Source organism: Hyphomicrobium sp. B1 (genome assembly GCF_049532635.1).
GTDB lineage: Bacteria > Pseudomonadota > Alphaproteobacteria > Rhizobiales > Hyphomicrobiaceae > Hyphomicrobium_B.
The window spans coordinates 4142938-4163823 of record NZ_CP134871.1; the positions used below are offsets into that span (position 1 = coordinate 4142938).

Sequence of the window (20886 nt, forward strand, 5' to 3'; positions counted from 1 at the left end):
AGTTTTGAAAGCGTAGCAACAGAAACGAGAAGAGTATTGTCATGACGGCATTTTCCCGTCCCCTCATCGCAGTCACGGCAGCGCTGGCTTCGATGCTGGCGGTCTCCGTAACAGCCAACGCCTTCCCGGCTGCAAAGCCCGGCGCAGCCGATGCGCCGTCCAACCTGATCAAGGTCCATGACCGGTACGACCGGAATGGCCGCCCGATTTATCACCGTCACTATCACCGGGGCCGTAATGTTGTGCATGCGCCCTTCACGCGCGTCGAAAGCGGACGCCGGACAGTCGTCGATGCACCGTTCGCACACGTCTACAGCGATCGCCACGGCAGAACGCACGTCGTTGCGCCGTTCGTGAATTACTGGGATTGATCGACACGAATCCACGATGGGAAATCCAGAGCGGGCCTCGCCACACGCGATGGCCCGTTTCTCTTTGGAACAAGCGTCTTAACGATTGCTGCCTCGGACCGCCGATTCCGCACCGCGGCGAAACAATCCTGGCGCCAGTGCTGACTTGGACATAATGTACCCAAACTAGCGTGATGCTGTGCCTCAGCGGGAAGGGCGACAGCAGTTCTTTTTTTGTTTGGGGGTAGACCGATGTTCAACCGCGTAGCGACGCCGGAACCACGCGTCGCAGAGCCAGCCAAGACACTCACGCCACACGCTTCATCGATCCCATCGATGGCACCCAAGACCCCGGCACCGCCGCTTTTCGGCTCGCCGATCCAGCAGACCGCCAATCACTCACACACACACGCCATCGACGCGCCGACATCGGTCCTCGGACAAGACATCACCATCTCGGGCCAGCAGCTCGTAATCAAGACGAAGGGCTCGCTGCTCATCGCCGGGCACATCCAGGGCGATGTTCATGGCGAAGCAGTCACCGTCGGTGAAACGGGCAGCGTCGCCGGCACCATCACGGCACGCACCATCACGGTGCAGGGCGAAGTCAGCGGCGCACTCAAGGGCTCGTCCGTGAACCTCAACGCCACCTCGCGCGTTGACGGCGACATCGTCAAGCAGACGCTTTCGATCGACGAAGGCGCCCAGTTCGACGGCAGCGTCCGCCGCGCCAAGGACATCAGCGAAGTGACGCCAGATCTCGGCTGAGACCTGACGTTTTTTCGATGCCATCCCGGTGATGATCGTACCAAGCGATCATCACCTTTTTTGTGCCTGGTGGCCTACGATAGCGGCGTCAGTAAAATCCGCGCCCCGGAACCGGCGTTACCTCGCTACAGGTCTCTTTGATCCGGATATCCTGGCCGATGAAACGGCAAAGACGCTGCTTGAACATCGGGTTGTTGCGAACCTCCGCCGCTGTCGCCTTAAACCCATATTCATGGGCTACCTGGGCAACCAGTGCGTCTTGGCAGTAGGGCGTGGAAAGCCAAGAGCCTTGCACTAGCTGAAAGCCGTTCTTGCACTGAATTCCTCCGGCGCCAGCCGACGTCGCCAATCCGCAAAACAGAATTCCGGCCACACCAGAAACGATCGTCAATCGCGGAGACATGGAAGCAGCTCCAATTAAAGATGCATTCGTCATATCGGACTCGCGACCGCCGGGCAAAGCCCGAAACGCCGACGGCCAGAACAAGCTCGGCCGTTCGGCGGGCTTGTTCGGCCCGGAGGCGCCGTTGAATGGCTGCGCCGCGAGCTTGAGGCCTATCGACGGCGTTCTAGCATCCACGCCGCACGCATTTCACAGCAAGGTTGAAATCAATGATAACGGTCTATGACGCCCTCGGCGGCAAATTGATCAAGCGCACAGAGCCGGGCGATCTTACGTCGAGCGTGTGGATCGACCTGATTAATCCCGGCGAAAACGAAGACAAGGGTATCGAAGACGCTCTCGGCATCGAAATCCCGACCCGCTCCGAAATGCGCGAGATCGAAGCGTCGAACCGCTTCTATTCGGAGAACGGCGCCTACTACATGACCAGCATTATCCTGCATCACAACGCACAGGATATGCCGATGACGTCGGTCATCACGTTCATTCTGTCCGGCAACCACCTCGTCACCGTGCGCTACGCCGAGCCGAAGGCCTTTCCGGTTTACGTCACCCGCGCCGCGAAAGGCGACGCCGATTGCGTGACGGGCGCGGGCGTCATGATCGGCCTGCTCGAAATGCTGATCGAGCGCGAAGCTGACCTGATCGAACGCGTGCAGGATGAAATTGAGCGCATCGCCCCGGTCGTCTTTGCCCAAAAGGGACAGGCCGCGCACAACCGGCGACTGGACGTCTTACTCAGGACGGTCGGCAAGGAAGGCGACATCACCGCGAGAGCACAGGAAAGCGCCATGTCGCTTCACCGCCTGTCGCTCTATTTCGCCAATGCCGCTCGCGAACGCCAAGACGACACGCGCGTGCTCAGTCGCATCGAAGCCGCCAACCACGACATCCTATCGCTGATGGAAAGCATGCGCTTTCTCTCGGCCCGCACCAGCTTCCTGCTCGACGCGACGCTTGGCATGATCTCGACGGAGCAGAACCAGATCATCAAGCTGTTCTCGGTCATGGCCGTGATGCTGATGCCACCGACCCTCGTCGCCTCGATCTACGGCATGAATTTCAAAGTCATGCCGGAGCTTGATTTCCCGTTCGGGTATCCGATGGCCCTCGTCTTGATGTTCATCTCCGGCTTGATCCCGTTCCTCTATTTCAAGAAGAAGGGTTGGCTCTGACGTCACATCGCCCAAGCCAGCAGCAACGATGCCAAGGCTGAAACGCCGAGCGTCGTTACGATTCCGAGGCGAAAAACGAACAGCAGCACGGCGGCAAGAACCGCCAACCCGACAGCCCGGGCATCGACGCTGGCGAGCAAGGGCACGTCGAGCCGCGCCGGCCCAAACCCCACTTCAGCCTGCACCCTGAAAAACACATGCAACGCAAACCAGAGCGACAGATTGAAGATGACGCCGACGACAGCCGCCGTGATCATTGATAAGGCCGCTTTCAGCTTCGGCGACGCCTTCAGCCACTCGATGTACGGCGCACCGGCGAAGACATAGAGAAAGCACGGCGCAAACGTCGCCCACAACGTAACGACAGCGCCGAGCACTCCGAACAGCAAAGCTGGCCCGCCGCCATGTCGCGCCGCCGCAAGGTAGCCGACGAACTCGGTAACGAGGATCAGCGGCCCCGGCGTCGTCTCGGCGAGACCCAGTCCGTCCAGCATTTCGCCGGGCCTGAGCCACCCGTATTTTTCGACGACATCCTGAGCCATGTAGGCGAGCACGGCATAAGCGCCGCCAAACGTCACGACCGCCAGCTTCGAAAAAAAGAGGGCAAGCCGCGCCAGTACATGATCGAACCCGAAAACCAGCGCCACGGCCAGCAGCGGCAGGAGCCACACTGCCAGCCAAAGCCCGACCGTGTTAAGTGTCGATGCGATCGGCACAACCAAAGTTGACGCCGCTGCTGCCGATGCGGAATTGCCGCCGCCGGAAGCCAGTGTCCGGCCCCAGCCCGCCAGCGCCGCCGCCAGCACGATGACCGGAAACGGCACCTTGAACAGAAAGATCCCAATGAACGATGCCGTAGCGACCAGCCATTCCGTCCGGCTCGTCAGCGCGCGCCGTGCGATCCGCCACAGCGCTTCGGCGACGATTGCCAGCACCGCCGCCTTGATCCCCTCGAACAGGGTGGCAACGATCGGCACCTGCCCGAAGTTGCCGTAGAGAATGGAGATCGCAAGGATCAGCAGGGCGCCCGGCAGAACGAACAGCAGCCCAGCCGTTAGACCGCCACGCACACCATGCATCCGCCATCCTGCATAGGTCGCGAGTTGCATCGCCTCCGGACCGGGTAGCAATGTGCAGAAGTTCAGCGCCAGCAGGAACGTCCCCTCGTCCAACCATCGCTTCTGATCGACGAGGACCTTGTGCATCAGAGCGATCTGTCCGGCGGGACCGCCAAACGACATCAGCCCAATACGCAACCAAACCGCGCGTGCCTCAGCGAATGATGGCGTCGGCACCGGCTGATCGTGCTGCTGTCGCCGGACATCCGCCATCGCATTCGATCCATCTCATCGCGCTAGTCTCTCGCGCATGGAGGGCCAATAACATGCGCGGACATCTCGCGACACGGCAGCCGACGAGAGCTCGGCAACGCGATTTAAAAGTGCATTTTCGAAAACGGGTAATCGGCGCATACGGAGCGTCCGTCCTGGCCGATCGAGATAGGCTTTTGATTGGTAAACGAAATATGACGAATGGCCCGTTAAGATTTTTGTTCCGTGAAAGATTGTTAAATTCTGCGACCTGGCGTCGCGCAACCTAAAGATGCAGTTAAAATAAATGATATATTTCCGACAGTTACCAATTATGGTTAAAAAGTGTTAGCAGCAACGGGTTGACCGCGGGAGCCAGTCGGTGCTCGTTGGCCGCTGCCAGGACGGGGGTAACCCCAGTCAACAAGCACGGGCAGCAGTACGAACTGGGTTCTGGAGTTCAGTAACGGGTCACACGGGGTTTTCCGAGACAGGGGCAACTTTCTCCCAACATACACGGACGGTGCCGCCACCGAGGCGGTTGACCCGTGATCGCTGAAGGAAGCGGATCACGGGCGGGGGAAACCGCCCATTCGACCCGAAACCACTGCTGCTCCTGATGAAGGAGTGCATTATGCGTTCAACTATCGCGGTAGCCGCGTTCACGTTGGCGGGAATCACAGCGGCAGCCATGCCAGCAAACGCGGCCTGGAAGTGCGAAGGCGCAGCCTATGTCTGCGGGCATTCTCACAAGAAAGCCGTCTATCGCAAGTCGTCGTATAAATCCTACCACAAGTCTTCTAAGTCGCGGTATGCCCGCAAAGTATCTCGCAAGCACTATGCACAGGGTTCGTCGCGTAAGCGCCACTATGCTTCTGGCGGCGGCTATGCTTCTGGCGGCGGCGGCGGCGGTATGGCGTCGTACTACTGGCAGGGCCAGCGCACGGCTTCGGGCGCGCGCTTCAACCCGGACGGTCTGACCGCGGCGCATCGCTCGCTTCCTTTCGGCACCCGCGTGCGCGTCACGAACCAATCGAACGGCCAGTCCGTCGTTGTTACCATCAACGATCGCGGTCCGTTTGTCGGCGGTCGCGTCATCGACCTGTCGCGCGGCGCAGCCCGTGCCATCAACATGACCGGCGCCGGCGTGGCCCGTGTCTCATTGCAGGTCTTGAACTAAAGACGCTTATGCTCTGACTAAAACGACGGGAGGCGTTGGATAACCTGCGCCTCCCGACGTTTTTCCGCCATTAGAATCGTCATAATCACAGTGATTCGGGGATGTTCCGGGGGGAATGTGCGTGCGCCGAAGCACTCGTGTGGCTTATGTTGCCGTTTTAGTGAGTTCAGCCGTTTTCGCTGGAAGCGGCTCATCACAGGCTCAATCGCTTTCAGAAGCTCTGTCGGGGCCGGCAAGCAACGCCGTCGTCGCGACGTCGGCGGCCACAACATCTGCCGCCACCGCATCCGTCGGCGTCTGGGCCACGAACACCCAGCCCGAGCCTGATCCGCCAAAACCGCCCGCCATCAAATTCGATCACTGGCGAGCCAAGATCACACTGAACAAGCCGGCGATCAAACGCGTCAAGGCGACCGCCACAGTGGCTACCCCGCCGTTCGGCCTGCACGGTCCGATTACCGAGGGCACCGCTAAGCCCCATGCCATGAAGGGCATCGCGTCGTATTATGGCTCGGGCAAGAAGACTGCTTCCGGCGAAGCGTTCGATCCGAACGCCCTTACCGCCGCCCACCGAACGCTGCCCTTCGGAACCCGTGTCCGCATTACGCGGGTCGACACCGGACAAAGCGTCATCGTTCGCATCAACGACCGCGGCCCGTTCAAACCCGGCCGTGTCATTGATTTGTCCCGCCGGGCCGCCGAAGACCTCTCGATGACGGATAAGGGCCTGACCGCCGTGAAACTCGAAGTCGTCGACCGGCAGGATCCGCCCCACGTCGTCGAAAACCTCGATCAACGTTCGGTGCGCCGGTAAACCTGCTCAAGGCGCGCCTCCAGCACGCTGATCTGATCGAGATACGCACCTTTGATGCATTCCGTATCGCGCCCACACGCGTCGCGCGCATCGAGAAATTGCCGCTGATAGGCTTTGAGACCGTTACGCTGGTAGCGGGTGCCGTAAGCGGCCTTCAAATCCCGATAGAGTTCGTTCATCCGCTCATCGAGCGCCGACAGCCGGCCGCTGCCGCAGATGGTCATCTCGGATGCGAATTCGGCGTTCCGGCAATCGAACTCCTGCGCCGCGGCCGGCCGAACGCTGCCCGCCATGATGGCGAGCGCCAGCAGCGAGCCCATGGAAATCGCCGCCGCCAATTTTGAAGTAACCGTGTCCGACATCGTGCCCATCTCCTCGGGTTGCGCGCCGAGGCGGCGCACCGCGTCACCCCAGCGGTGACGACGCGAGAAGAATGCCGAATGCATCGCGGAAACATGAGCCCGTCCGGCCCCAGTAAGCAGCAACGGGAAGAAGCCGGGAATTTACGTCCGATTCCGATTGCTTCCAGGCGGAAAAAATCGGTATTTTCCGGCAACGGCGGCGTCCCGTCGCCACGCATCGAAACTCGTGGGCCATGAAAAAAGTCGCCGACCAGATTGCGCCCGCCACCACTCGCACCGAGGCGCTCGACCGCATCAAGACGGCGATGGTCGAAAAGAAGCTAACGCAAGCCGAGCTCGCCGATGCTGCCGACTGCCACGAAAAGACGATCCAGAATTTGCTCGGCGGCCGCTCGGTCAGAGACCAGACGCTGTTTGACGTCTGCATGGTGCTCGGCCTCGATTTCCACGGCCTGCGGGACGCTTGGCACGGTGAAACGGTCGCCGTCGAAAGCGCCAGCGGTCCGCTCGAATTTGCTCGCAACGGCGGCGGCATCGCGCCGATCTACATGGGCGCCTACACACAAGCCGCCGTCGATCACTACATCGGCAGCTACCTGACGCTTCGCCGCTCCTTCTCGCTGCCAGATACCATCGTCGCCTACCGCACCGACATCAGTTGGGACCCGGAATGGCCGAGCCTGCTCTTCCAGGAGCGTGACCGGCCGGACGCTCCGTATGCCCATCGCGGCCGCCTCTACATTCCGGCATCATCGAGCTTCATCCACCTCGTCTCGCTGACGAAAGGCGCGATGCGCATGGTCGTCGTCTCCCAGCTCGATCGCGCGGGAGAGATGCGCGGCATCATCACGACTCTGAACAAACAGCGCGCGACCTTCATCCCGGTCGCAACGCCCATTCTGTATTCCCAGCGCCAAAACTTCGACGGCGACACCTTCGGCGAAGTAACACCGAAAAACAAAGCTTATGCGGAATACAAACGCCTGCTTGATGAAACCGTCGCTGAAGGCTACGCCAAACTCGTCGGATGATCTTGCCGCCACTCGTTGTCATCTTCCCCAAAAAAGAAATGGCCGCGAAAGGCGGCCATCTACGCAAAATTATAGGTTCCTCACCGAAGACGGCGGCACCTGCGCTAAGACTTCCGTTCAAAGAAGTAATTGTCGAGCAGGTATTTCAGACTGCGTGACCACGATTCATCCGTGTTGCCGCGAATATCGACGCTTTTGATGAACGTATATTTGTCTGTCGTCACGTCGGCGATGTAGACATTCATATTCAGGATCAGGTTTGAAACTTTCTGCACCGTGATCCACGCGACGCGATCGGCTTTCAGTGTCTTGCCGTAATCGGCCTCGCAGCCACCGCAATGCCCAACGGACTGTCCGCGCGCGATCTCGGCGCGAATATCGTCTGTCAACGGTACGATTTTATAGTCGCCGGACGTCACCAGCGCATCGGTGAACTGCTTACCGATCGCCGCCATGCGCTTGCGCTCCGCATCGGTCGTCGGCTCCAAGCCTTCGTTGTCGTTTTGGATGCGCACGCCGAGGAAAGCCAAGCGCTGCGGCGCGGCCTCGGCAATTGAAATCGGCAACGATGGCAGCAATAACGCCGCCATCAACGTCACAAAGAGAGTTCTGCAATTGATCATTGCTCGTATTCCTTCGAATTCCGAAAGGAATACCGCCGCGAGACCAATTTGTTGCAGGCAAATCCCACGATTGTGACCGGGAGATTTGCCCGACGAAGCTACTTCGCGCGTTTAACGCCACCGCCGAGGCCGCGACGCCCGGTGTGCCGCTTTGGCGTGGCAACCGTGCGGAACTGCACGCCATCTTCGACTGGTGGAAAGAAATAGTTCGCGAGGTCCACGGTTTCGAGCCGGCCGACGGCAGAACGAGCGACGTCCATCCACTTCTCCGCATGGTCGCGCCCGGCGCCGTGCAGATACGTGATGACATCCCAATCGGGCTGCATCGTCGTCTCGGGATTGAGCGTGCCCGTGATCGGACCACCGTCGATCAAATGAAAGCGATGTCGGCAGATCGGCGCCAAACGGCCCTTTGCCATGAGCGGCCCGGACGTTTCGCGCACCGCCGTCACGACTTCGATATCGCGCAACAGCGGCGCGTTAAACGTTAGCCGGTTGGCGTGATTGGAAATGTCGCGCGCCGTCGTGGGCAGATGTTCGTTCACGCGCGGCGACACCATCACCAGCAGCGTGTCCGGAACCGGACTTTCGCTCGCCAGCGTCACAATATCGGGATTGGCCGAAAAGCCTCCGTCCCAATAGGCCGCGCCTTCGATTTCGACGGCGTGATGCATAACCGGCAGACAGGCCGATGCCAGCACCGCATCGACGGTGATCTCATCTTCGCGGAAAAGACGTGCGCGACCCGTTGCAACATGCGTCGCAGCAATCAGCAGCTCGACCGGCGAGCGCGTGCGGATCAGATCGAAATCGACATGCTCGGTAATCAGCCGGCGGAGCGGATCGAAGCCCAGCGGATTGAATTCGTATGGCGACAGCATCGTCGCGAGATGCGTCGTCAATTGCGTCGGACGAACCAATCCGTTCAGAAACGGATTGAGACGCGTGAGATCCGGCACACCGGCTTGATGGATCGCATGCCAGATCTTGTAGAGCTTCTCGCGCGCTTTGGCACGAGAGCCTTCAGCCAGACCGGCTGCAAGCGCTACCGCATTGACGGCACCAGCACTCGTTGCGCTGATCCATCCGAACTGTAGCGTTTCATCCTCCAACAGACGGTCGAGAACGCCCCACGTGAAGGCGCCGTGTGCTCCACCGCCCTGAAGGGCGAGATTGATTTCGACAGGTTTAGGCAAATTGCAGTGCTCCCCGCAGGCCACCTAAAAATGAAAGCCAGCGCGTCTTCATATCATGACCGCTCGCGGCGAGCTTGTGTCAATGGCGCCGCGTCAGAACGACAGGCTTTCACCCAGATTATGCACTAGCGCGTAAATATAACACACGCGCTGCACGCCTTTCCTGCCCATCGTGTGGGCGGCCACGCTGTCATACTTGCTCAGAACACAAGCATACCTGCGCTGCATGGAGAGAAGACGCGTCACGACGAGGCATCGCAACGCTGCTTTCATTTGCGCGTGGCATATGGCCGCGACACGAAAATGGGCTGCCAGAAATTTATGCCGGCGCCTTCAATACCGTTTCGCTGATCTTCCTGACCGCGCTTTCCGGCCCATCGATACCGCGCACGATATGACGAATGCGCAATCCCTTTTCGTTTTTAAAGAACGTGAAGAGATTGTAGTTCGCTGGCGGCTCTTCGCCATGCGCGATCGCTGCTGACGCCGATGCTGCGCCGATGATCGGAACGGCTTTGCCGCGCGAATGTAGCCAATCGAGCCGCGGTTGATGATTGTGTCCATAGAGCACGAGTTCAGCATTCCCGCGTTCGAGCAAATGCGAAAGATGCGCCGCATCGCTCAATGCCCGTCGTGTCGGCGCGAGATCCGGCAATGGCGGATGATGGATCAGCACAACGCGAATGACGCCTTCTTGGCCAAGCGCATCAAGAAGCTCGCTGGCAATTTCGAGTTGATGGGGACCAAGCTTGCCGCCGGCATAAAACGGCGGTGTCTCGACGGCCGAGTTCAAGCCGACGAGCGCGAGCGGCCCGACGCGGCGGACGAACGGAAATGCCAGCGTGTCGTCTTCATCGCCCATATACTGCGCCCACCGACCAATTCCGGCATGACCATGCAGGCTTGAATAAATGTCGTGATTGCCGGGAACGACCGTCACGTCCCGAGGCGCCCCGACGGTCCTCAGCCAACAGAGCGCCGCTTCGTACTCTCCCGGCAACCCCAGATTGATAAGGTCGCCCGTGATGGCGATATGATCGGGCCTCAACGCTTTCGCGTCCGCCACTAATCTGTCGGCGACCGAACGCACGTGAACGCGCCGCCGCTTGCGCATCCAATTGGCGTACCCGAGCAGACGTTTTGCATTCCAAAAAGGCCACGCCGCCCGCACGGTAGACGGCAGGTGCACGTCGGAAAAATGCGCGAGCGTGAAAGCTTCGGTCATTGGCGGCAGGAACGATATATAGAGAAACGCACGTCTAGATCACCCTGCGGATGGGAAATGTCCAGCGACGGGCATTGCCGAAGGAGAGTTTGCCGTTGAAAGAAGACATTCCGCTGCTCGGTCGATGGATTGCCCGCGTGTTTCAAAAGTATTGGCGGGTAGCGCGTGGGCTGAACCTCTCCGTCGAAGCCTGTGTCATCGACGAAGCGGGGCGCACTCTTATGGTCCAAAACGAAAGTGGCAGCACCTGGGAATTGCCGGTGGGATTGGTTCATAACAGCGAAAATCTTGAAACGGCCCTCCGCCGCGTCCTGCGCGAGGTCGCCGACATCGAGGTTAACGGCCAACCGGATCTGTCGTTCTTCTATGCCAGGGGAAAAAATGAGCAAACGGGAGTGTACCTCGTTCGCCGTTGGCGGCGTGTAACCGCGCTCTCCACCCGCGAGGTGGGTTTTTTCCCGATCGAATCCCTTCCGCCGGACACGGGCGCTCAGACGGCCGAGCGAATTCGCCGCTCCGTCGAGGATCGCATGGCGCCGGAAGTATGATAGAAGCCGCGGCTGCATTCCTTCGGCCTCCAGCTTTCTGTGTTCGCGCATGTCCCCGTCCCTGACCATCCGCCCCGCGCTTCCCGACGATATCGCCGAGATATCCAAGTTGCATGCGCGCGTGTTCGGTCCGGGACGCTTTGCCCGCTCCGCCTATCGCGTGCGCGAGGGCAAGGGGCACCTGTCGCGGTTTTGCCTTGTCGCCTGTCTCGGCAAAACGGTTATTGCCTCGATCCGCACGACTGAGATCGCCATTGGCGGCAAGACGGGTGCGGTCCTGCTCGGACCGATCGCCGTTGACAACGAACACCGCAGCCTTGGCCTCGGCAGTAAGCTGATCGCGGCAGCACTGGAAGCTGCGCGCAACGGCGGCGCCCGCCTTATCGTGCTCGTCGGCGATCATCCCTATTACGGCCGCTTCGGCTTCAATCCCGTGCCGATGGGCCAGATCGTTTTTCCCGGCCCGGTCAATCCGCAGCGCATCCTGGCCTACGAACTCGCGGCCGATGCCCTCGCCGAGTATCGCGGTCTTGTGGTTGCAGAACCCCCTGCTCGAAAACCCGCCTGATTGGACCAAGGCCGTCTGTGATCGTAACGCCCTCGTAACCGAATCGCCGGAGGATTCCGCGCGGGCATCATCACACGAGTTGTATCAAGCATCGAAACGCGCCAGGGGCAGGCCCACGCAAGCTGCCTCGGCGACAGTCCCCTCGATGCAAGCCACGGAATGGGAAAGCCGGCGATGACCTCAACGTATCTCCTCTATCAGAGCTACGCAGCCGACCTCTCCAAAACGCTTGCCCGCATCAGTTCTCAGTCGGACGTTTCCACTACCGCACAGTATTATCAAGACAACATCGGCAAGGTGAAGTCCGTCGATGATTTCCTGAACAACCAGCGCCTGTTCTCATATGCGATGACGGCTTACGGGCTAAGCGACATGGCCTACGCCAAGGCCTTCATGAAAAAGGTGCTGACCAGCGACCTGAGCGACAGCAGTAGCTTCGTCAACAAGCTCACCGATCCGCGCTTTCTCACCTTCGCCAAGGCCTATCAATTCTCGACCGACGGCACCGTCGCTCAGCAGGCAGTGACCGCCCAGAATACCAACGACGAAGACGATACGATTGATCTCTACACGCAGGCGCAGGTCAACAAAGCGACCTCAGCCCAAACCGAAGCGACGTACTATCAGGCCAACATCGGCAACATCACGTCCGTCGATCAGCTGATGGCAAACCCTCGCCTATACGATGTCGCGGTCAGATCCTATGGCATCGATCCAGATCTTATTTCGAAATCGACGATCCGCGCGGTCCTAACGAGCGATCTGTCCGATCCCAACAGTGTCGCGAACACGCTGAACAATTCGAATTATAAAACGCTGGCTGCAGCCTTTAATTTCAATACCGACGGCACCGTCAACGGCACAGCCCAATCGGCAGCGAACACGGCCACAACCGTCTATCAATATTTCAACGCGACTGGCACGAACGCCAGCCAGCAGGCCGCCGATTACAAAACGCAATACTACAAATCGACTATCGGCACGGTGTCCAACGTTGATGATTTCCTCGCCAACAACGCCCTCGTCGATGTTGCGCTGACAGCCTTTGGGCTCACCCCCAGCCTCACATCCAGAACGCTGCTTAAGCAGGTGCTGACGAGCGATCTTTCCGATCCCAGCAGCGTCGCCAATCAGCAAACCAATACGGCCTACAAAAAGCTCGCCCAATCCTTCAACTTCAACACCGACGGCTCCATCAACGGCTCGATCCAAACGACAGATCAGCTCAACAACGTGGTCAATCTTTATTCGAACACCTTCGATGACAACCTGCAGGCCTCGAACGATCGCGCCATTACCGCGTATAAGAGCACGGTCGAAGGCATCACGACCGTCAGCGATCTCTTGAGCGGCACCGCATACTCTTTCATCATGGCCGCCTACGGACTCAATTCCGATACGACGTCGAAATATACGCTGACCAAGATACTGACGAGCGATCCCAACGATCCGCACAGCTTTGCGAACCAGTCGCACAACGCCGCCTACATCAAGCTGGCGCAGGATTTCAATTTCGACGCCGATGGCAATGCGAAAACGGCCAACGTTGCGCAAACCAACACCAATCTCGCGACAACGGTAACGGCATACACGAGACACAACGGTGGCGCGGTCGCCTCCGGCGCGACAGCCACACAGCAGCAGACATTGGCTACAGCCGAAAGCAATTACTACACATCGACGATCGGCTCGATCACGAATGTCGACGACTTCCTGAAGGACCAGCGCCTCGTCAACTACGCGCTCGATGCCTACAATTTAAAGGACGCCAATCTTACCACTACGGATTTGCGCAAAATCCTAACCAGCGATCCGACCGACCCGACCAGTTACATCAACAAGCCTGAAAATGCGCAGTATCGCGCTCTCGACGTCGCCTTCAATTTCGGGACAGACGGCAATACGCTCAGCGTGCCGATCAATCAGGTCCAGGATCGCAGCCAGATCGTCACTACCAAGGACGGTTACGTCGAGCAGACGATGGAAACGCAAGCGGGCGACCAGAGCACCGGCGTGCAGCTCGCTCTTTATTTCTTGAAAAAGGCTCCGACCATCACGTCAGCTTACCAGATCCTGGGCGACAAAGCGCTTCTGCAATTCACCCAGACCGCCCTTGGCCTGTCGAGCTATATGTCGAACGCCGATATCGATACCCAGGCCACGATGATCACTAAGAAGCTCAACCTCACAGACCTCCAAGACCCGCAAAAGCTGACCAAGCTCATCGCACAATTCTCAGCACTTTATGACATCAACAATTCTGACGTGACCTCGACTTCTCCGGTCCTCCAGATCCTGCAGGGAAGCTCCAACTCTTCAAACGGCATTATCACCATCGACCCGATCACAGTCCCGACCAGCTCCTGATCCTCGCAATTGCGGGGGGCCATTTAACGGATTTGCGTCGTTCCGCATGTAATGTGAAGCCGCCTGCACTGCGTGAACTCTGGGGTCAGCGCCCATTTTCTCGCGTGGTTCAAGGCTCTTTGTCCCGCTTGTGCCCTTTAAGCAGCAGCCGAGAGGATACGGTCGGATGGTCTTTCCGTCTCCGGCGCCAGAGATTAATCTAGCGATTGATCTTTGGCCGGATGTGCCACGCTCTCGCAGAGGACAGCCAGATGAGACCCCTCGCCATCTCCAGTGCCGCCGCGGCCTTGCTGGCCCTGTCGGTTGGTGCGGCCGGCGCGGAACCCCGTTCAGGTTCAGGGCCGCGCGGCCCAGCCGGAGACGTTCCGGTGGCGCCCGTCGATCGCTTAGGCCCAACGTTGCCGCCCGACACCATGCTCGGCCCCGATTCTGGCTGGAACGGCAGCAACAGCGGCGGTGCAGCCGGTCCCAACTATAATCTCGTGCAGCCGCTGTTCGGACCGCCCTTGCCGACGCTACCGAAACCGCGCCGCAAGCCGCGCATCATCCTGGGCCAATAACCGGCCGGTCCTCACCTCACCAACCGCCGAACCTCAGGCGGCCGGGCATGTTCTCGTCACGGCTCTTGCCGCCGCGGACCCCGCCATACCAAGCCGCCGCGAGGCCGATCAGCAGACCGATACCTGTCAGCAGCCCGGACAGCTCGGTGGCCTTCTTCGCTTTGTCGAGAGCTGCGACTGCATCCGCATAAGCCACATCGACTCTCGTCTCGGCATCGCTCAACGGAATACCGGCTTTTGCCGCGACGATGTTTGCCACGAACGATTTATCCTTCGGCGCCATTCCGCTACTGCCGACCGATTTCAGAAAAACGCCTTCGATGGTGCGCGTCTCGTCGGCCGTGAACAGCGGCACCGCCGCCGTCACCGGCTTACCTTCGGGTGGCGCCGACAGCGTCGACACTATTGCCGACAGTGGGCTTGACGATGTTCGATCCGAGAATTTGGCGACGGCCGACGTCGCGTGCAGGGCAAGACCGCTCGCGCCGACTGCGATCAGTCCCGCAAACAACACGCACACTGCCCACGCGACGAATCCTTGTACGCCGTCGCGAAATTCGACCTCGTCCGCAGGCACATCTGCAACACGCGGCCGCACGCGCGCCGCAACAAATCCGGCAATCAGGAACGAAGCGATCGTCGCGATCAAACTCCAAGCTGCCGCTACGCTTGCCGCCAATCCAGTGTGCGACTGACCCGGCCACGGCGACAGCAGCGACAAGCCACCCGCAAGTCCAAGGGAAATAAGTACCAGAGAAAACGCTGAACCTGCTGCCGCCCCGGCGAGAATACCTCGCCAGCTCAGGAAGGATTCAGCTGGGGTCGTCGCCTCGATTTCGATGACATCGGCCATCTGCGCATCTCCTTCGATCATCTAAAACCCAGAAGGCTCAGAAGAAACGAGATGACCACGATTAGTCCGATCAGATAGATGATCTCGTGCACTGCACACGTCTCCTCGCCAAGATTCGAGGTTTCAACAGTGTCGCGGCGTGATTGTTCCAGCCGAAAATACCGAAAGCGCACTGGGTCGTCCGTGTGCGCCGCACTCGTCAAGCGAACGGCGCTAGCACGACTGCGCGGCGGCGCGGTTCAAGGACCGGGAAAAATCGCCGAGCTTCGACCCGTGACCCAATAGGCGACGAGCCCAATCCATTCCTTGACGGCCAGATCCGTGCGCTGCAATCCCGCCGCGAAGCTGTCGAACGGACGGAACGCATCGTCCCAGTCGCGCGTGCGGAAATCGACTGGATATGGCACAACGTCGAAGCCGACCTTGCGAAACACGCCGATCGAACGGGGCATGTGATAGGCCGACGTCACGAGCAGCCAGCGATCTTGCTGAACGGGCCTTAGCAGCGCCTTCGTGAAGACGGCGTTCTGATAGGTATTGCGCGAGTCGTTTTCGATGATGATGCGGTCGGGCGCGATTCCTGCGTCGATGAAGAACTGCTTCACCGCATCCGCGATGCCATTGTCGCCGAACAGCGCCCCGCTGCCGCCGGTAAAAACGACCTTGGCCTCGGGCAGTTCATGAGCGAGCCGAAGCGTCTCGGTCAAACGCTCAGCGGCTTCGTTGAGCGCCAATCCGCCGCGCGCCCGCGTGATGGAAATATCCTCGAAGCCACCCAGCAGAATAATGCCGCTGATCTTCTCGTGCGGCACAGCCGGAACGCGCGAGGCGAAGCGCTCTTCGAGTGGCAGGACCAGAATGTTCCCGCCAGGCAGATAGCCGAACAGCACGATACCGGCGAGACCGACATAGAGCAGCCGCCGCCCCCACTTTGGACACCAGCCGAGAAGCAGCGTGCCACCGAGCAGCGCAAAGAACACCAGGTTCGAAGGCTGAATGCAGAAGAAAATAACTTTCGACGCGACGAAAAACATCAGCTTCGCTCCCCCTCGCGCCGAAACTCGTCAGATCAGATAAATGGGTCCTTCATCAGGATCGTGTCGTCGCGCTCGGGGCTCGTCGAGAGTAGCGTGACCGGACATTCGATCAACTCTTCGACGCGGCGAACGTATTTCACCGCCTGTGCCGGCAGATCGGCCCAGCGCCGCGCACCGTAGGTCGATTCCGACCAGCCCTCGAACTCTTCATAGATCGGTTCGATCTCGGCCTGTGCCGTGGCGCTTGCAGGCAGCCGGTCGAGCCGCTCGCCGCGAAGCTTATAACCGACGCAAATGCGGATCGTGTCGAAGCCGTCGAGCACGTCGAGCTTCGTCAGCGCAATGCCGTCAATGCCGGACACCTTGGCCACCTGCCGGACGAGGACGCTGTCGAACCAGCCGCAGCGGCGCTTGCGTCCCGTCACCGTACCGAACTCTCGGCCGCGCTCACCGATCTTCTCGCCGATGGCATCCGTCAGCTCCGACGGAAACGGACCCGAGCCAACACGCGTCGTATAGGCCTTCGCGATCCCGAGCACGTAGCCGACGTGGCGCGGACCGATACCGGAGCCGGTCGCCGCTTGCGCCGCAACGGTGTTGGACGAGGTAACGAACGGATACGTGCCATGATCGACATCGAGCAGCGCGCCCTGCGCACCCTCGAACAGAATGCGCTTTCCCTGCCGCCACGCATCGTCGAGGAATTCCCAGGTCACGTCCGAGTAAGGCAGAACCTTCGGCGCGATCGTGACGAGATCATCGATCAGCTTCGCCTTCGAAATCTCTTCCTGACCAAGCCCGCGCCGCAACGCGTTGTGATGCGCCAGCAAACGATCGACCTTCGGCCCGAGCGTCTCGGGCGTCGCCAAATCCTGGAATCGGATCGCCCGGCGGCCGACCTTGTCTTCATAGGCCGGACCGATGCCCCGGCCCGTCGTACCGATCTTCTCCGTGCCGGCTGCCGCTTCGCGCACGACGTCGAGTTCGCGATGCAGGGGCAGGATCAGCGCCGCGTTCTCGGCGATGCGCAGATTATCCGGCGTGATCGAAATCCCCTGCTCCCTTAGTCGCTCGATCTCGCTCACGAGCGCCCACGGATCAATGACGACGCCGTTGCCGATCACCGACATCTTGTCCGGCCGCACCACGCCCGACGGCAGAAGCGACAGCTTGAACGTCTTGTCGCCGATCACCAGCGTATGCCCGGCGTTATGCCCACCTTGAAAACGCACGACGACGTCGGCGCGCTCCGAGAGCCAGTCCACGATTTTGCCTTTGCCCTCGTCGCCCCACTGGGCTCCGATCACGACGACATTCGCCATAAGTCTTAAACCTTCTCAGCCTTCTCATGAATTGGCCCCGGCTCGAGCCAGGGCCATGCGGCACACCCGCTTGTTAAACCCGGGACTTGAAGCGCCCGCCTCAAGGCCCGTAAACGACCGACTTCGACGCAGGCCACGAAACCCGATAGCCATACTCGAGGATTTTCTCCTCGTCCGGCTCCAGCTTCGCCTGGAAGGCGATGACGCCGCGCTTGTCATCGACGTTGGTCGTAGTGGGCGACGCCTTGCCCGTCATCTCGACCTTGATGTCGTCGTTCTGCGAGACCGGAACGCGATCGAGAATCGTTACGTCGATCGGCCGCTCATGCATGTTCTTGACGTTGACCTGGAAATTCCGGCTATCGACATGCGACGTCGAAATCAGCCCGGTCTCGCCGCGCTTATCTTCCAGCACCGCATGCTTGACTTTCACCTGATCGTCAACGCCGAAACCGATATCGTGGTCTTCTCCGGGGCGCAAAAGTGGTAAATTTCCGGTTCCGACGAACGTCCCATCCCGGAAAAGATAGACGGTGCCCGGCAGCATGGGGCTCCCCTTGGCTACATTGATCCGGGCGTAAAGGTAGGCGTTGGTATCAACCTTCGGCACTGAGCGGCAGCCAAGCGTCGGCTCGCTGCTTTCGGACGCGATCAAGACGCGCTTGGGCTCGCCGTTCGCCGCCACGGTCACCCGTCCCGGAACCCCAAACGTCGCATCGAACGGCGCACTTTTGAGCTGTGCAACGGCTTCTTCAGCCGCGACGGGGGCGTTAGCCTCCGCACCCGCACCGAGTGTAGCGTCAAGCTCCGCATCCATCTTACGACGCGCCATCAGCGTCGGAGCGGGTGGCGGAGCCGGCATTGCCGCTACAGGCTTTGGCTCCGGCTCGAAATCGACGAACTGCGTCTCAATATCCGGCGCCGCAGATCCATCCGACGGACGCGCCGTCGAAAGTTCCATTGAAACGCCGTTCCAGTCCTCGCCTGTCACCTGCGAAATGGCAGCCCGCCGGTCGATCGAAAGCTTCGGCGGCTCGGTTTTGGTGCCCGTCGAAAGGCGCGCATCATAAAGCGGCGTCCAATGTGCATCCGGCACCTGATAGTGAATGCTCAAATCGACATCGAGCGGGCTCTGCGCGATCACATGAATGCGCACTTCCGTCTGCCGCGTACGCGCCGGAGCAAGCGACGACATCTGCGCCTTGGCGTCGGCGATCTGCCGGTCGATGTCTCGTGTCTTCTGCTCGGCATCGAGCGCGAGCTTGCCCGCATCGGTCGTTCCCTGCGCGATGAGCGCCAGAACCTTTGTCCAGTCATCGAGCGCCGTCGCAGGCTCGCCCTGCGGGGCGGGCCGCGTCGGCAATTGCGCCAGGTTGGCGATCAGCTTCTGCTGCGTCTTTGCCGCCAGCGCCTGCGCCTCGATAGTTTTCCGCTGATCCTTCAGCGTCTGTATCTTGTCTTCGAGAATTTTACGCTGCGCATCCGCCGCTTCGCTTTCAGCACGCTGCAGCATTTTCTGCGCCGTATCGACAGAACCGATATCGAGCTTACCGGACGCCCGCCCTTCGACGCGGATCGACCCGGGAATAGCGCTCGCCGGCAGGTCGCCGACGACAATGGTGTGCTCGCCCTTATCGAGATGCACCTTCGCCAGTCGCGTCACTTCTGCCCCCGACAGGAACACCGTCACCGCATCAACGGCCGACGTTGCCGGAACCTGAGCCGCAAATGCCGGTGCGGACAAGGCGGAAAACCAGACAGCCGCCCAAACAGCCGCTAAGACAAAGCGCATCGCGTTGAGACCTCTCGTTGATCGTTTCTGACACGTGGGGAAGACCGCACCCTAGCGCGCTGGTGAGCCCGGCCGATTATGACCGATGGTATGCGCGAGAAAAAGGCATTGACACGACCAGTTTTAACCAGTTTGCGAGCGGCATCGGCTCATTTTTAGGCCGCAATGACGGCACGGGCCTCCGCATAGGCCCAATCGAGCCAGGGCAGAAGCGCGGCGATGTCTTGCGTTTCGACCGTCGCGCCGCACCAGATCCGCAGACCCGCGGGCATTCCACGATAAGCCGCGATATCGAACGCCGCCGCTTCGGCTTCGAGTAACTGCACCATCGCGCGCATGACATCAGCGCGCACGCTCTCCGAGGCAGCAGCAAGTTGCGGTTCTACAAAGCGCATCGCGACCGACGTGTGCGACCGCGTCTGCGGATCGACGGCCAAGGGCGCAATCCAATCCGTCCGCTCGATCCAATCGTAAAGCAGCGCTGCGTTAGCGTCGGCACGCGCGATCGTCGCTTCTAGTCCGCCAATCTCTGTGGCCCAGGCGAGTGCATCGAGATAGTCCTCGACGCATAGCATCGACGGCGTATTGAGCGTCACACCTTCGAACACGTCGCGCAGGACGCCGTCGGCATTCCATAGCCGGAACAGCTTCGGCACCGGCCAAAGCGGCCGATGCGTTTCCAGCCGTTCGAGCGCGCGCGGCGACAGGATCAGCATGCCGTGCGCGCCCTCACCGCCGAGCACCTTCTGCCAGGAATACGTCAGCACATCGATTTTGCGGAAATCGATCCCTTCTGCGAGCAACGCCGACGTCGCATCGCAAATAACAAGTCCGTCGCGATCGGATGCGATCCAATTCGCGTCCGGGACACGCACGCCGGTCGTCGTGCCGTTCCAGGTGAAAAGGACGTCGCGCGAGAAATCCACCTGACCAAGATCAGGCAGATACCCCGGTTCGGCTTCGAACGTTCTGAGATCGGCAAGCTTTAGTTCGGATGTTGCGTCCCGCAGCCAGTTGCGGCCGAACACGTCCCAGGCAAGAACATCGACGCCGCGCTGTCCGAGCAAATTCCACATCGCCATTTCGAACGCGCCGGTATCCGAGCCCGGAACGATGGCGACTTCATAACCGGGCGGCAATCGCAGAAGCTCATGCGTGCGCGTGACGGCAAGCTTCAATCGCTCCCGACCCTCCGCCGAGCGGTGCGAGCGCCCGACCAGCGCATTGCTGAGTGCATCCGGCCGCCACCCCGGCCGCTTGGCGCAGGGCCCGGACGAAAAGAACGGCCTTTCGGGCTTGGTTTTAGGCTTTAAAGACTTGAGCATGGGCGCCTATTAGCACGCCCTCCGCACAAAGAAAAAGGCGGCCGCGAACGGCCGCCTTTCGGCACCAAAGCAACACA

Annotated in this window: 21 protein-coding genes; 10 read left to right on the forward strand and 11 right to left on the reverse strand. The window is 60.2% G+C overall.

Going from position 1 to position 20886, the window contains the following annotated elements:
- Window positions 1-41: 41 nt before the first annotated feature.
- Both RLW55_RS19750 and RLW55_RS19755 read left to right on the forward strand, forming a co-directional pair.
- Window positions 42-371 (forward strand): hypothetical protein, encoded by a 330-nt coding sequence (locus tag RLW55_RS19750; RefSeq protein ID WP_414462064.1) that lies wholly within the window; start codon window positions 42-44, stop codon window positions 369-371.
- A 231-nt stretch (window positions 372-602) separates the two neighbouring features.
- A complete protein-coding gene (locus RLW55_RS19755) occupies window positions 603-1118 on the forward strand; it encodes a bactofilin family protein (protein WP_409562564.1) in 516 nt (171 codons plus the stop codon).
- Window positions 1119-1206: 88 nt separating this feature from the next.
- On the opposite strand, the gene RLW55_RS19760 is transcribed toward RLW55_RS19755, so the two are convergent.
- On the reverse strand, window positions 1207-1521 hold the full coding sequence (locus RLW55_RS19760; RefSeq protein ID WP_409562563.1) for a hypothetical protein: 315 nt from the start codon (window positions 1519-1521) through the stop codon (window positions 1207-1209).
- Window positions 1522-1730: 209 nt separating this feature from the next.
- Between RLW55_RS19760 and RLW55_RS19765 the strand changes: the two genes are divergently transcribed.
- Window positions 1731-2696, forward strand: coding sequence for a magnesium transporter CorA family protein (locus tag RLW55_RS19765; protein ID WP_423415158.1), 966 nt, complete (start codon window positions 1731-1733; stop codon window positions 2694-2696).
- Between the two features lie 2 nt (window positions 2697-2698).
- Here the strand turns inward: RLW55_RS19765 and chrA are convergent, their stop codons facing one another.
- A complete protein-coding gene (gene chrA, locus RLW55_RS19770) occupies window positions 2699-4027 on the reverse strand; it encodes a chromate efflux transporter (RefSeq protein ID WP_409562561.1) in 1329 nt (442 codons plus the stop codon).
- A gap of 613 nt (window positions 4028-4640) precedes the next feature.
- On the opposite strand from chrA, the gene RLW55_RS19775 reads away from it, so the two are divergent.
- Window positions 4641-5186: a septal ring lytic transglycosylase RlpA family protein gene (locus RLW55_RS19775; RefSeq protein ID WP_423415159.1), complete on the forward strand. Its 546-nt coding sequence runs from the start codon at window positions 4641-4643 to the stop codon at window positions 5184-5186.
- Between the two features lie 139 nt (window positions 5187-5325).
- The gene (locus tag RLW55_RS19780) at window positions 5326-6000 is read left to right on the forward strand and encodes a septal ring lytic transglycosylase RlpA family protein (protein ID WP_409562559.1); all 675 of its coding nucleotides are present in this window, start codon (window positions 5326-5328) and stop codon (window positions 5998-6000) included.
- On the opposite strand, the gene RLW55_RS19785 is transcribed toward RLW55_RS19780, so the two are convergent.
- The gene (locus RLW55_RS19785; protein WP_423415160.1) at window positions 5979-6446 is read right to left on the reverse strand and encodes a lysozyme inhibitor LprI family protein; all 468 of its coding nucleotides are present in this window, start codon (window positions 6444-6446) and stop codon (window positions 5979-5981) included. The genes RLW55_RS19780 and RLW55_RS19785 overlap by 22 nt on opposite strands.
- A gap of 149 nt (window positions 6447-6595) precedes the next feature.
- Here RLW55_RS19785 and RLW55_RS19790 point away from each other — a divergent pair, with 149 nt between their 5' ends.
- Window positions 6596-7393, forward strand: coding sequence for a helix-turn-helix domain-containing protein (locus tag RLW55_RS19790; RefSeq protein WP_414462057.1), 798 nt, complete (start codon window positions 6596-6598; stop codon window positions 7391-7393).
- A 104-nt stretch (window positions 7394-7497) separates the two neighbouring features.
- On the opposite strand, the gene RLW55_RS19795 is transcribed toward RLW55_RS19790, so the two are convergent.
- The 3 genes from RLW55_RS19795 to RLW55_RS19805 form a co-directional block, all read right to left on the reverse strand.
- Window positions 7498-8016, reverse strand: a complete 519-nt coding sequence (locus RLW55_RS19795) for a DUF3280 domain-containing protein (protein ID WP_409562556.1) — start codon at window positions 8014-8016, stop codon at window positions 7498-7500.
- Window positions 8017-8114: 98 nt separating this feature from the next.
- Entirely contained in the window at window positions 8115-9212 is a 1098-nt protein-coding gene (locus RLW55_RS19800; RefSeq protein ID WP_409562555.1) for a patatin-like phospholipase family protein, read from the reverse strand.
- Between the two features lie 319 nt (window positions 9213-9531).
- Entirely contained in the window at window positions 9532-10437 is a 906-nt protein-coding gene (locus RLW55_RS19805) for a metallophosphoesterase family protein (RefSeq protein WP_423415161.1), read from the reverse strand.
- Between the two features lie 95 nt (window positions 10438-10532).
- On the opposite strand from RLW55_RS19805, the gene RLW55_RS19810 reads away from it, so the two are divergent.
- The 4 genes from RLW55_RS19810 (at window position 10533) to RLW55_RS19825 (ending at window position 14480) form a co-directional block, all read left to right on the forward strand.
- Window positions 10533-10985 (forward strand): NUDIX domain-containing protein, encoded by a 453-nt coding sequence (locus RLW55_RS19810; RefSeq protein WP_423415162.1) that lies wholly within the window; start codon window positions 10533-10535, stop codon window positions 10983-10985.
- 49 nt (window positions 10986-11034) lie between these two features.
- Window positions 11035-11553, forward strand: coding sequence for a GNAT family N-acetyltransferase (locus RLW55_RS19815; protein WP_409562552.1), 519 nt, complete (start codon window positions 11035-11037; stop codon window positions 11551-11553).
- Window positions 11554-11727: 174 nt separating this feature from the next.
- Window positions 11728-13920 (forward strand): DUF1217 domain-containing protein, encoded by a 2193-nt coding sequence (locus RLW55_RS19820; RefSeq protein WP_423415163.1) that lies wholly within the window; start codon window positions 11728-11730, stop codon window positions 13918-13920.
- Window positions 13921-14171: 251 nt separating this feature from the next.
- Complete coding sequence (locus RLW55_RS19825) at window positions 14172-14480, forward strand: hypothetical protein (RefSeq protein WP_409562550.1); 309 nt, start codon at window positions 14172-14174, stop codon at window positions 14478-14480.
- Window positions 14481-14496: 16 nt separating this feature from the next.
- On the opposite strand, the gene RLW55_RS19830 is transcribed toward RLW55_RS19825, so the two are convergent.
- The 5 genes from RLW55_RS19830 to RLW55_RS19850 all read right to left on the reverse strand — a co-directional run bounded on the left by RLW55_RS19830 (window position 14497) and on the right by RLW55_RS19850 (window position 20809).
- A complete protein-coding gene (locus RLW55_RS19830; protein ID WP_409562549.1) occupies window positions 14497-15333 on the reverse strand; it encodes a hypothetical protein in 837 nt (278 codons plus the stop codon).
- Between the two features lie 239 nt (window positions 15334-15572).
- Window positions 15573-16367 carry a YdcF family protein gene (locus tag RLW55_RS19835; protein WP_423415164.1) on the reverse strand — a complete coding sequence of 265 codons (795 nt, stop codon included), beginning with the start codon at window positions 16365-16367 and terminating at the stop codon, window positions 15573-15575.
- Between the two features lie 35 nt (window positions 16368-16402).
- A complete protein-coding gene (locus RLW55_RS19840) occupies window positions 16403-17692 on the reverse strand; it encodes an adenylosuccinate synthase (protein ID WP_409562547.1) in 1290 nt (429 codons plus the stop codon).
- A 100-nt stretch (window positions 17693-17792) separates the two neighbouring features.
- Complete coding sequence (locus RLW55_RS19845; RefSeq protein ID WP_409562546.1) at window positions 17793-19484, reverse strand: mucoidy inhibitor MuiA family protein; 1692 nt, start codon at window positions 19482-19484, stop codon at window positions 17793-17795.
- Window positions 19485-19639: 155 nt separating this feature from the next.
- Complete coding sequence (locus RLW55_RS19850; protein WP_423415165.1) at window positions 19640-20809, reverse strand: phosphoserine transaminase; 1170 nt, start codon at window positions 20807-20809, stop codon at window positions 19640-19642.
- Between the last annotated feature and the right edge of the window lie 77 nt (window positions 20810-20886).